Raw genomic sequence first — 12,725 nt, 5'->3', positions numbered from 1 at the left:
AGGTTGAAAAACCTACATATGTCTGGTGGCGATAGCGAAGAGGTCACACCCGTTCCCATACCGAACACGGAAGTTAAGCTCTTCAGCGCCGATGGTAGTTGGGGGCTTCCCCCTGTAAGAGTAGGACGTTGCCGGGCACGAACGAAGCACTGTTGGAAAGATTCCAGCGGTGCTTTTTTGTATGTTCTATTATGAAAATGACGTGATAGGCAAGTAAACCTTGTCGAACCGCAAGTAACGGGTGTAAAATCGCAAGTAAACGCTGTCGAACCGCAAGTAAACTCACCAAAACCGCAAGTAACGCTCCCGACAACAAAGCAGAACTTTCGAAACCGTATCCATTAGCCACAAAAAGATGATTTTCAAAGAGAATACGAAAGAATAAAGCCTATACAAACTAATTACTTGTTCTATTTTTCATTAAACCATCGAGGGATCAACCAAATAAGGTGGTCTGCATCTCGCTGCTTAGGGCGTGCTCGGAGCAAAGGAAATTCGAAGGTTAGCCATAGCGAAGAGGTCACACCCGTTCCCACACCGAACACGGAAGTTAAGCTCTTCAGCACCGATGGGAGTTGGGGGCTTGCCCCTGTATAAGTAGGACGTTGCCGGGCATGAACGAAGCACTGTTGGATTGATTTCAGCAGTGCTTTTTTGTATGTTCTTTTTTATGACAATGATGGGTTTGGCATGTAAAGGCTGAAAAGTCGCACGTAAAGTCTCCATTCCCGCATGTAAACCCTTCAAAGTCGCACGTAAAAAGGCCAAAGCCGCATGTAAACCGTACAAACCCGCAAGTAACACTCCCAAATCACCCAAGGGCAGACCGTCTAGATCACTCTTATTTCGCCAGCAGCCCTCCAATCGCTCCCATTAGTCCCTTTTTCAACAAAACCCAAAAACAGTACAAAACTTTTGAAATCTAAAACTTCCTTGAGCCCAGGCTCTGTAAAGTGTTGTCTGTTTTCGACACTGAAAAGTCTTAAATTGTTACGATTAATCCCAAAAATATCGGGTAATACTGTGATAGAAACAGCTAGTCCCCCAATCATGCGAAAAGTATACATTAGTTGCATAAACCCTGAAAAAGCGTCTATAATATAATTGTATAGTCAAAGATAGTCAAAGTCAGAGGGGAGGGGAGCAGGTTGAAAAATATCTCAGACATCATTGAAGCATATTTAAAGCAGGTCATCGCGGGATCAAATGAGACGTTCATTGAAATCAAGCGTACGGATATTGCTGAAAAGTTCCAGTGTGTCCCTTCCCAAATTAATTATGTCATCAACACCCGTTTTACGGTGGAAAAAGGCTTTGTTGTAGAGAGTAAACGGGGCGGCGGGGGATACATTCGAATCATTAAAGTCAAAACAGAGAATTATATCGACCTTATTGATCAGCTACTGCTTCTTATCAATGATCGTATTTCACAAGGAAATGCGGAGAATGTTATTTTGCGGTTGCTTGATGAGCAGATCGTATCCGAACGCGAGGCGAGGATTATGCTAAGCGTGACAGATCGCTCTGTTTTACACGTGTTAGACCTTCCTGAACGTGATCAATTAAGAGCTGAATTATTAAAAGCAATGATCCGGACATTAAAATTTAGAACCAGATAACGATGTATCACATTTATTAATAGGGAGGGGAAAAAAATGTTCTGCCAGGAATGCAATGAGCGGCCTGCCACTTTACATTTTACGAAGATTGTAAACGGCAAGAAAACAGAATTCCATATTTGTGAGCATTGTGCAAAAGAAAAAGGAGAATTCCTTCCGGGGTCGAATACTTTCTCTATTCATCAGCTTCTCTCTGGATTGCTTTATGGAGATCCTTCCACTTCGGGAACGGCTTCTCCAGGACTTTCTCAACAGTCGGTCCAGGCTTGCCCTCAGTGCGGCATGACCTACAATCAGTTTGCCAAATCCGGCAGATTTGGCTGCAGCCATTGCTACGAAGTTTTTGATTCGAAGCTGGACCCTATTTTAAAGAGGGTGCATGGCGGGAATACAAGACATGCCGGGAAAATTCCGAAACGGATTGGCAGCGGGCTTCAAGAAAAACGCGAATTGGAAAAATTAAAGCAAGCGATGCAGCAGTATATTTTAAATGAGGAATTTGAGAAAGCGGCAGAGACCCGTGATCAAATTCGGCTTTTGGAAAAGCAAAAGAACCGGGAAAAGGGGGAATAGAGCATGTCACTTGAACATTTTATAAGTGAAGCTATCAGTCCCTGGATGAAAAAAGAAGGACCTGATTCAGATATTGTGTTAAGCAGTAGAATCCGGCTGGCCCGAAACCTCGAAAAATATAATTTTCCAGATCTGGCTTCCAAGGAGGAATCAGAGGCTGTTATTCAGACATTAGCGGGGGCTTGTAAGGAAAATAGCTGCGGGAATTTCGGAGAGTTTGAAATTCTTCATCTCGACCAGCTAAAACCTCTCGCAAAAAGGGTATTGGTAGAGAAGCACTTAATCAGCCCTCATCTTGCAGAACAATCAAAGTTTGGTGCAGTGATGCTTAATCATGATGAGTCTGTGAGCATCATGGTCAATGAAGAAGACCATCTCCGGATCCAGTGCCTTTTTTCGGGTTTCCAGCTGAATGAGGCTTTAACCCTCGCAGCTGAATTGGATGACTGGATCGAACAAAAGGTGGATTATGCGTTTGATGAGGAACGAGGCTACCTGACCAGCTGCCCGACGAATGTTGGAACAGGATTGCGTGCTTCTGTTATGATGCATCTGCCAGCTCTGGTCTTAACGAAACAAATCAGCCGTATTATACCGGCAATCAACCAGCTGGGTCTCGTAGTCCGTGGGATATATGGGGAAGGAACGGAAGCTCAGGGCAATGTTTTTCAAATCTCCAACCAGATAACCCTTGGAAAATCAGAAGAAGATATTGTGGAGGATTTGCGGGGTGTCGTCCTTCAGCTTATTCAGCAAGAGAGAACAGCAAGAAAAACTCTGCAGGACGGTTTGAAAATCCAGCTTGAAGACCGGATCTTCAGGTCGTATGGAGTTCTGGCGAACAGCCGGATCATCCAATCGAAGGAAGCTGCACAGTGCCTATCCGACGTCAGGCTGGGAATAGACCTTGGAATTGTTGATGGAATTTCCCGATCCATATTAAATGAATTAATGATACTTACACAACCGGGCTTTTTGCAGCAATATGCCAATGAAATGTTGAATCCTGATGAGCGTGATATCCGTAGGGCAACGCTAATAAGGGAAAGAATCAAACTTGAAGAAGCTTAAAATTTGAATGGGAGTGTGAATGATTATGATGTTTGGTCGATTTACAGAACGAGCTCAAAAGGTACTTGCGCTGGCACAGGAAGAAGCAATCCGTTTAGGCCATAATAATGTTGGCACCGAGCACATTCTGCTTGGCTTGATCCGTGAGGGTGAAGGAATTGCCGCTAAGGCGCTTCACGTTCTTGGTCTTGGACCTGAAAAGATCCAAAAAGAAGTAGAAACCTTAATTGGACGCGGCCAGGAATCCGTGCAAACCATCCATTACACTCCAAGAGCAAAAAAGGTTATTGAACTATCCATGGATGAAGCCCGTAAACTGGGACATTCTTACGTGGGCACGGAGCACATCCTGCTAGGACTGATCCGTGAGGGTGAAGGAGTGGCAGCCCGTGTACTGAATAATCTCGGAGTGAGCTTGAATAAGGCTCGCCAGCAGGTGCTTCAGCTTCTTGGAAGCAATGAGGCATCATCCAATCACCGGGGTTCTTCTACGAACGCGAACACACCGACACTTGACAGCCTTGCAAGAGATCTGACGGCGATTGCGAAGGATGGAAGCCTTGATCCAGTCATCGGCCGTTCTAAAGAGATTCAAAGGGTCATTGAGGTACTGAGCCGCAGAACGAAGAACAACCCAGTCCTCATCGGTGAGCCGGGTGTTGGTAAAACGGCGATTGCAGAAGGTCTTGCTCAGCAGATCATCAATAATGAAGTTCCGGAAACACTTCGTGATAAAAGGGTCATGACACTCGATATGGGAACGGTTGTTGCCGGTACCAAGTATCGCGGTGAATTTGAAGACCGTCTCAAGAAAGTCATGGATGAGATCCGCCAGGCGGGGAACATCATTCTATTTATCGATGAGCTTCACACATTGATTGGAGCAGGCGGAGCAGAAGGCGCCATCGATGCATCGAATATTCTTAAACCGGCCCTTGCCCGCGGTGAGCTTCAATGTATCGGAGCGACCACACTGGATGAGTACCGAAAATATATTGAAAAGGATGCAGCGCTTGAACGCCGCTTCCAGCCAATCACAGTAAATGAGCCGACAAAAGATGAAAGTACACAGATTTTGCAAGGTCTCCGCGACCGTTATGAAGCGCATCACCGTGTCACCATTACAGATGATGCCATCGAAGCAGCCGTAACGCTGTCTGATCGTTACATTTCCGATCGCTTCCTACCGGATAAAGCGATTGACCTGATCGACGAGGCAGCTTCCAAAGTGAGACTGCGTTCCTATACTGCACCGCCAAACCTAAAAGAGCTTGAACTGAAGCTTGAAGAAGTTCGCAAGGAGAAAGATGCTGCTGTTCAAAGCCAGGAGTTTGAAAAAGCAGCTTCCTTAAGAGATACTGAGCAGCGTCTTCGCGAGGAACTTGAGAAAACGAAGAACGTATGGAAAGAAAAGCAAGGTCAGGAGAATACAGAGGTAACACCAGAGGATATCGCGCAGGTCGTCTCCAGCTGGACCGGCGTTCCAGTCTCCAAACTGGCTGAAGAAGAAACGGAACGCCTGTTGAAGCTGGAAGAGATTCTTCATAACCGTGTCATAGGGCAAAATGAAGCGGTTCAGTCCATCTCAAAAGCCATTCGCAGAGCCCGTGCCGGCTTGAAAGATCCGAAGCGTCCGATCGGTTCGTTCATTTTCTTGGGACCTACTGGAGTAGGTAAAACCGAGCTGGCACGTGCGGTAGCCGAATCCCTGTTCGGTGATGAGGATGCGATCATCCGCATTGATATGTCTGAGTACATGGAGAAACATACGACTTCACGACTCGTTGGTTCACCTCCAGGCTATGTAGGACACGAGGAAGGCGGACAGCTGACAGAGAAAGTACGACGCAAGCCATACTCTGTTATCCTGCTTGACGAGATCGAAAAAGCGCATCCTGAAGTGTTCAACATTCTGCTTCAAGTGCTTGAAGACGGACGCCTGACAGATTCTAAAGGGCGTACAGTAGACTTCCGCAACACCGTCGTCATCATGACATCCAACGTTGGAGCCAGCACGCTCAAGCGCAACAGCTCTCTAGGGTTTACGGTTCACACGGAAGATCAGCAGTATAATGACATGAAAACGAAAGTGATGGCTGAGCTGAAAAAAGCCTTCCGTCCAGAGTTTTTAAACCGTATTGATGAGATTATTGTTTTCCATGCCCTTGAAAAGACACATCTCAAACAGATCGTTACACTTATGGCCGATTCACTTATCAAACGTTTGAAAGATCAGGGCATCGAGATCGAAATCACTGAAGCGGCACTCGATAAGATCACCGATGAAGGCTATGATCCGGAGTATGGAGCGCGTCCATTGCGCAGAGCCCTTCAGCGTAAGATCGAGGATCGCCTGTCAGAAGAACTGCTAAGAGGAAACATCAGCAAAGGAAACACCGTCAAAATTGATGTGGATAATAATGACTTTGTTGTTGAGACCGTCGGTGCTACATCGTAAATGATGGGATTTGTCCAATTGTATAGAAATAAATACAAAAACCCGGGAGGCAGTCACGTCTTCCGGGTTTTTGTCGAATCATTTTCTGTATTTTATCTAAATTCCAAATGCCCCCATTGGAAAGAGAGCCTGCTTTTTTGATAAGATAAAGACAGCAAGATTAAAAAAAGAGAGAATGGTCCAGCTGCTCCATAGCAGTCTGGAAATAGAGGAGAAATGGATGGCCAAAAACAAGTCTGTTTTTATGTGCCAGGAATGTGGGTATGAATCACCGAAATGGATGGGAAAATGCCCGGGATGCAACAAATGGAACACGATGGTGGAAGAAGTCATCAAGCGTGATACCCAGACAAGAGGCCTGACAACTTCTTCGGCTTCAGGCACCCAGCAAAAGCCCCAATCCATAGTTGATATAAAAAGTGAACAGGAGCCGCGCATCAACACTCATACGATTGAGCTGAACCGGGTGCTCGGCGGAGGGATTGTTCCTGGTTCATTGGTGCTCGTTGGAGGAGATCCTGGAATCGGGAAGTCCACCCTTCTGCTGCAAACCTCGGCAAAACTGGCCCTGCACGGGCAAAAAGTGCTTTATATTTCAGGTGAAGAATCAGTAAAACAGACGAAACTCCGGTCTGACCGGCTGAATATATCGGCGGGAGATCTTTTTGTCCTGGCTGAAACTGACCTTGATCTTATTGAAAAAGCCGTAACAGAAATCAATCCGTCGGTCGTCATCATCGACTCCATACAGACGGTCTACCGTCCGGAGGTCACAAGTGCCCCGGGAAGTGTCTCTCAGGTCCGGGAGTGCACGTCCCATTTTATGAGGATTGCCAAGACGAAAGGGATTGCTATTTTTATCGTCGGACACGTAACGAAGGAAGGTGCGATTGCCGGACCGAGAATGCTTGAGCATATGGTGGATGCGGTGCTTTACTTTGAAGGTGAGCGGCATCACACGTACAGAATCTTGCGTGCAGTCAAAAACCGCTTTGGATCAACCAATGAGATCGGCGTGTTTGAGATGAAGGAGCTTGGGCTGTCAGAAGTCCTCAATCCTTCTGAAATTTTTCTTGAGGAGCGTTCAAAAGGAGTAGCCGGATCGACTGTTGTTGCTTCTTTGGAAGGAACAAGGCCAATGCTTGTAGAAATACAGGCATTAGTATCCCCTACAAGTTTTGGAAATCCGAGAAGGATGGCAACAGGCATCGATCATAACCGAGTCTCATTGCTTATGGCGGTCCTTGAAAAAAGGGTGGGCCTCCTGCTTCAGAATCAGGACGCCTATTTAAACGTCGCCGGCGGTGTGCGTCTGGATGAACCAGCTGTTGATCTGGCCGTTGCCGTAAGCATAGCATCGAGCTTTCGGGATGCTCCTACCCGGCCGACAGATGTTATGATCGGGGAAGTCGGCCTGACAGGAGAAGTGCGGCGGGTTTCAAGAATCGACCAGCGGATTCATGAAGCTGCGAAACTTGGTTTCGAGCGGGCGATTATTCCGGATAAAAACCTCGGGGGATGGACAATCCCTAAAGGAATTGAAGTGATTGGTGTGTCTACTGTTGAAGAGGCATTGCACTATACTTTGGGAGGATAAGGTATGGATCATATACTAAGAGAAGCGATCATCAGCAACATGCTCCAGCTCGTTGCGCCAGGAACACCCCTCAGAGAGGGTATAGACAATGTACTCCGCGCCAATACTGGCGGCCTCATTGTTGTCGGCTATAATGATAAAGTTACACAGCTTGTTGACGGAGGATTCTCCATCAACTGTAAATATTCCCCGGCCTCTCTTTATGAGCTCGCTAAGATGGATGGAGCCATCATCCTGAGTGAAGATGCCTCTCGCATCCTATATGCCAATACGCAATTGGTGCCTGACACGTCTATTCCGTCTACCGAAACCGGAATCCGGCACAGGACTGCTGAGCGTGTAGCCCGGCAGACCGGAAATCTTGTTATATCGATATCTCAGAGACGTAATGTCATCACACTCTATCAAGGTGTGATCCGCTATTCATTGAAAGACATCGGTGTCATTTTAACAAAAGCAAACCAGGCCATCCAGACCCTCGAAAAATACAAGGTTGTGTTCGACCAGAGCGTAACAAACCTTGGTGCTCTTGAATTTGAGGAGCTTGTGACATTTCAGGAGGTCTCCCAGGTCATCCACCGTATTGAAATGGTTCTAAGAATAAAGAGCGAAATCATAAAATATGTTAATGAATTGGGTGTAGAGGGAAGATTAATACGGATGCAGATGGAAGAACTTGTATCTAACATAGAAGATGAGGCAGTTCTTTTAATCAAAGATTATGTAAAAGACAGAAAACATGACCCGGCACACATTCTCCGTCAGCTCAAAAAGCTTTCCAGCGAAGAGCTGTTTGATGAAAATGTCATTGTGAAACTGCTGGGACACTCCCCTTCTTCCAATGTGCAGGATGAAACCGTTCATCCGCGTGGCTACCGCATCCTTTCAAAGATTCCAAGGCTGCCGACGCTCATTGTGGAAAATTTAATCGGAACATTCGACAGTCTTCCGAGTATTTTGCGAGCTTCTATCAAAGAGCTGGATGAAGTAGAGGGCATCGGAGAAATCCGTGCCAAGAAAATTAAAGAAGGCCTGAAACGGATCCAGGAGCAGCTTTTTGTAGACAGGCATATATAAATGGGTGACTTTTATGGAAATTATCAAAAGAGCACGTTTCAAAACAGACAATCTGTAAATAATGGTTAAGGGAGGTGAAATGCATGCTTAAAAGATTTGTACAGCTGTTTTTTGTTGTTGTTGGTGGCATGCTTGGTTTTATCTATGTCCCTGACATTATCCGTATTCTCAATTTGGGTGATCTGCCGTCAGAATTGACTTCATCTTATGCGGGCGCCGTCTTAGGGGCACTTATATTCTTTTTATCTACGTTTTGGGTGACTGATTATATTGTTGGGCTGATCCGGTGGGTGGAAGAAACCGTCGTAAAAGCTCCGGTCACTGATGTTCTTTTTGGAACGATGGGACTTATATTCGGACTTATAGTTGCTTTTTTTGTACAACTTCCTCTTAATAACATCAATATTGTGGTGTTCAGTTCGGTTCTGCCCATATTTCTAACGTTGTTATTAGGCTACCTCGGTTTCCAGGTTGGTTTTAAAAAGCGGGATGAGCTGATTAATCTGTTCTCCATTAACCGCTCAGGAAAAGAACGGAAAAAGGATACGGAAGAAGAAAAGCTTAAAGGAAAATATAAGATTCTAGATACGAGCGTCATCATTGACGGAAGAATCGCGGATATCTGCCAGACCGGTTTCCTTGAAGGCCCGCTCATTATTCCTCGCTTTGTGCTGGAAGAACTTCAGCATATTGCCGACTCGTCCGATGTATTGAAACGGAACAGAGGAAGGCGCGGACTTGATATTCTCAACCGCATCCAAAAGGAACTATCCATCAAAGTGGAGATCTACGAAGGCGACTTTGAAGAAGTGAGCGAAGTGGACAGCAAATTGGTGAAACTCGCCCAGCTTCTGTCCGGTATCGTTGTAACGAATGATTTTAATTTAAACAAAGTATGCGAGCTTCAAAATGTGTTAGTATTGAACATAAATGACCTTGCCAACGCGGTGAAACCGGTCGTATTGCCTGGTGAAGAATTGATCGTGCAGGTGATAAAAGACGGCAAGGAGCATAACCAGGGTGTTGGCTATCTTGATGACGGAACGATGATCGTGGTGGAAGAAGGCCGAAACTATATCGGTAAGACCATCGATGTCCTCGTGACGAGCGTACTGCAGACTTCTGCGGGACGGATGATTTTTGCCAAGCCGAAACTTCTGGAGAAAGCTTTATAATTAACGAGCTTACAAGAGAGCCATGGATTTCTCTGTACGCGGTATAGTGTGGTGGAGAAGGTTGTTGGAATATAGCGTAGTCATTCCTGCTGCAGGCCAGGGAAAAAGGATGAATGCAGGAAAGAACAAACAATGGATCGAACTGAACGGGAGACCGCTCATTGCTCATACACTTTCTGTATTTGAGCAAGATCCGTGGTGCCGGGAAATCATCCTGGCTGTGAATCGGTTAGAACAGGCTCAATTTCAAGAATTGGCTGAAAATGGGCGTTTTCAAAAGATTGCCCGGATTGTTGAAGGCGGGGCAGAACGGCAGCACAGTGTTTTTGAAGGATTAAAAGCAGTGCAGCACACGGACCTGGCACTGATTCATGATGGTGCACGCCCTTTTGTGGAAAGAGAAAACATTCATGAACTTGTGCTGAAAGCGAATGAAACAGGAGCGGCCATTTTGGCTGTTCCTTTAAAAGATACGGTAAAAAAAGCAACAGGCGGAACCGTGAGTGAAACGGTAGACCGTGCGAGCTTGTGGGCTGTCCAGACCCCACAAGCTTTTCGTCTTCCCGTCGTACTGGACGCTCACCGGGTGGCAGCTGAAGCTGATTTTCTCGGCACGGACGATGCCAGCCTCGTAGAAAAAATGAACTACCCTGTATCCATCGTCGAGGGAGATTATTTAAACATTAAATTAACAACGGTGCATGACATACTATTCGCCAATGCCATTTTGGCACAAAGGGAGAGGGAAAAACATGATTCGAGTGGGACAAGGCTATGATGTACACCAGCTCGTCGAAGGGCGCCCTCTGATTATCGGAGGTATCACTATTCCTTATGAAAAGGGGCTGCTCGGCCATTCAGACGCTGATGTTCTGCTTCATGCCGTAACCGACGCGTTGCTCGGAGCAGCGGGTGAAGGCGATATCGGCAAGCATTTTCCGGACACAGATGAGGCTTTTAAAGATGCGGATTCTAAAAAACTGCTTCAGGAGTCGTGGGAATTTGTAAAGAACAAAGGCTATATTCTAGGAAACGTCGATTGCACAATCATTGCGCAAAAGCCAAAGATGGCTCCATACATTGAAGAGATGCGAAGTGTAATCGCCGGGATTTTCGGAGCAGAAACGGACCAGATTAATGTGAAAGCGACAACGACTGAGAAGCTGGGTTTTACAGGCCGCAGTGAAGGGATCGCCGCAAACGCAGTCATCCTTATTACAAAAATATAGACAAAGTGTTACAATGGGAAAAGCAAAAAAAATATCGAGGTGGAATTGAAATGTCAAACGAAGTAAGGGTAAGGTATGCACCAAGCCCAACAGGACATTTACATATAGGGAACGCAAGAACAGCATTGTTTAACTATTTGTTTGCCCGCCACAATAACGGCAAGCTTATCATCCGTATTGAGGATACTGACCAAAAACGAAACATCCAGGGCGGAGTGGAAAGCCAGCTGACGTACTTAAAATGGCTGGGCATCGATTGGGATGAAAGCATAGATGTAGGCGGGGAGTATGGACCGTATACTCAGATGGAGCGCCTGGATATTTACAAAAAACACTATGAGGACTTGTTAGACCGCGGTCTGGCTTATCCTTGCTACTGTACTGAGGAAGAGCTAGAAGCATCACGTGAGGAACAGGTCGCTAAAAATGAAACTCCGCACTATTCAGGCAAATGCCGCCATTTGACGGAGGATGAACGTAAAGCGCTGGAAGCGGAAGGAAGAAAGCCAAGTATTCGTTTTGCTGTGCCGGCAGACCATACGTATGCGTTTGATGATATGGTAAAAGGTCATGTTTCGTTTGATTCCAACGGGATCGGCGACTATGTCATCGTGAAAAAAGACGGCATTCCGACTTATAACTTTGCAGTTGCCATAGATGATCACTTGATGAAGATCACTCACGTATTGCGTGGAGATGATCATATCTCCAATACACCGAAACAGCTTATGGTATATGAAGCGTTTGGCTGGGAGCCGCCGGTGTTTGGCCATATGACGCTCATTTTTAATGAAAACCGCAAGAAACTGAGCAAACGCGATGAGTCCATCATCCAGTTTATTGAACAGTACGAACAGCTGGGATACATTCCTGAAGCTTTGTTCAACTTCATTACCTTGCTTGGCTGGTCTCCGGTTGGAGAAGAAGAGATCTTCACGAAGGAAGAGTTCATTGAAATCTTTGATCCTTCCAGACTGTCAAAAGCACCCGCTATTTTTGACAAGCAGAAGCTGCTTTGGGTAAACAACCAATACATGAAAAAGCAAGACCTTGAAACAGTGATGGAACTTACCCTTCCGCATCTTATTGAAGCAGGAAGGCTCAAAGAGAACATGACTGAGGAAGACCGCGAGTGGGCATCCAAGCTCATCGCCCTCTATCAGGAAAAATTAAGCTATGGCGCTGAGATCGTGGAACAGACAGATGTCTTCTTTAAGGATCAGATTGAATATGAAGAAGAAGCGCTTGAAGTTTTGAAAGGCGAAACGGTTCCTGAAGTCATCGCTGCCTTTAAAGGCCATGTCGAAGCGATCACGGATTTCTCTGCGGAGGAAGTGAAAGCGGCGATTAAAGCGACACAAAAGGAAACGAAGCAAAAAGGGAAAAATCTGTTCATGCCGATTCGCGTGGCGACTACAGGCCAGACGCATGGTCCAGATCTACCTCAAGCTATCTCATTGTTTGGCAAGGAAGAGATCCTGAAACGCCTGGATAAAACAGCATCCCGCCTATCATAATTTTTTGTCAGGCAAAATTAGTTAACATTTTGCTCCTAATGTAATATATTAAAAGAAATTAATTACAGCGACAGCAAGGATGAGGAGAGTAAGTTTGCCATTTTCCTATCAGAGAGAACCGCCATGGGCTGAGAGCGGTTTATGAAAAGGAAACTGAAATGCACCTCGGAGCCTTTTATCGAACCGATACAGTAGATAAAAGCGGCCCTCCACGTTACGGAGTACAAGGAGAACAGAAAAATACGGCATTATATTCCGTTTTTGCTGTTAAACAGAGTGGAACCGCGCAAAAAGCGTCTCTGTGCATACGCACAGTGACGCTTTTTTTGCTGGAGCGGGCAGAGCACGGGCCATGGATAAGTTTACTGGCGGAAATAAAGGGTTTACTGTCCGAAAGTGCACATTTACT

Annotated in this window: 10 protein-coding genes, 2 rRNA genes and 1 other annotated feature; all 12 genes read left to right on the top strand. The window is 45.9% G+C overall.

Features of this window, described 5'->3' with window-relative positions:
* Window positions 1–21 precede the first annotated feature (21 nt).
* The 12 genes from rrf (OKX00_RS23055) (at window position 22) to gltX (ending at window position 12,316) form a co-directional block, all read left to right on the top strand.
* A 5S ribosomal RNA gene (gene rrf / locus OKX00_RS23055) occupies window positions 22–137 on the top strand.
* A 360-nt stretch (window positions 138–497) separates the two neighbouring features.
* Window positions 498–614: ribosomal RNA gene (rrf, locus tag OKX00_RS23050) — 5S ribosomal RNA — on the top strand.
* 534 nt (window positions 615–1,148) lie between these two features.
* Window positions 1,149–1,619 (top strand): CtsR family transcriptional regulator, encoded by a 471-nt coding sequence (locus OKX00_RS23045; protein ID WP_265408963.1) that lies wholly within the window; start codon window positions 1,149–1,151, stop codon window positions 1,617–1,619.
* 36 nt (window positions 1,620–1,655) lie between these two features.
* Window positions 1,656–2,192, top strand: coding sequence for a protein-arginine kinase activator protein McsA (locus OKX00_RS23040; protein WP_265408962.1), 537 nt, complete (start codon window positions 1,656–1,658; stop codon window positions 2,190–2,192).
* A gap of 3 nt (window positions 2,193–2,195) precedes the next feature.
* Complete coding sequence (locus OKX00_RS23035) at window positions 2,196–3,263, top strand: protein-arginine kinase McsB (RefSeq protein ID WP_265408961.1); 1,068 nt, start codon at window positions 2,196–2,198, stop codon at window positions 3,261–3,263.
* A gap of 25 nt (window positions 3,264–3,288) precedes the next feature.
* Window positions 3,289–5,721 (top strand): ATP-dependent protease ATP-binding subunit ClpC, encoded by a 2,433-nt coding sequence (gene clpC / locus OKX00_RS23030; protein ID WP_053356226.1) that lies wholly within the window; start codon window positions 3,289–3,291, stop codon window positions 5,719–5,721.
* 220 nt (window positions 5,722–5,941) lie between these two features.
* Window positions 5,942–7,318, top strand: coding sequence for a DNA repair protein RadA (radA, locus tag OKX00_RS23025; RefSeq protein WP_265408960.1), 1,377 nt, complete (start codon window positions 5,942–5,944; stop codon window positions 7,316–7,318).
* Between the two features lie 3 nt (window positions 7,319–7,321).
* Window positions 7,322–8,395, top strand: a complete 1,074-nt coding sequence (gene disA, locus OKX00_RS23020; protein ID WP_265408959.1) for a DNA integrity scanning diadenylate cyclase DisA — start codon at window positions 7,322–7,324, stop codon at window positions 8,393–8,395.
* A gap of 83 nt (window positions 8,396–8,478) precedes the next feature.
* Complete coding sequence (locus OKX00_RS23015) at window positions 8,479–9,570, top strand: PIN/TRAM domain-containing protein (protein ID WP_053356223.1); 1,092 nt, start codon at window positions 8,479–8,481, stop codon at window positions 9,568–9,570.
* Window positions 9,571–9,634: 64 nt separating this feature from the next.
* Complete coding sequence (gene ispD, locus OKX00_RS23010) at window positions 9,635–10,348, top strand: 2-C-methyl-D-erythritol 4-phosphate cytidylyltransferase (RefSeq protein WP_062240194.1); 714 nt, start codon at window positions 9,635–9,637, stop codon at window positions 10,346–10,348.
* Window positions 10,323–10,799: a 2-C-methyl-D-erythritol 2,4-cyclodiphosphate synthase gene (ispF, locus tag OKX00_RS23005; protein WP_062240197.1), complete on the top strand. Its 477-nt coding sequence runs from the start codon at window positions 10,323–10,325 to the stop codon at window positions 10,797–10,799. Before ispD ends, ispF begins: the two co-directional genes overlap by 26 nt.
* A gap of 50 nt (window positions 10,800–10,849) precedes the next feature.
* Window positions 10,850–12,316 (top strand): glutamate--tRNA ligase, encoded by a 1,467-nt coding sequence (gene gltX / locus OKX00_RS23000; protein ID WP_265408958.1) that lies wholly within the window; start codon window positions 10,850–10,852, stop codon window positions 12,314–12,316.
* A 67-nt stretch (window positions 12,317–12,383) separates the two neighbouring features.
* Window positions 12,384–12,620 (top strand) — a binding site (T-box leader).
* The last annotated feature ends 105 nt before the right edge of the window (window positions 12,621–12,725 follow it).

Source organism: Fictibacillus sp. KU28468, assembly GCF_026153615.1.
Classification (GTDB): domain Bacteria; phylum Bacillota; class Bacilli; order Bacillales; family Fictibacillaceae; genus Fictibacillus_C; species Fictibacillus_C marinisediminis.
This window is presented reverse-complemented; position numbering and strand designations above follow the sequence as displayed.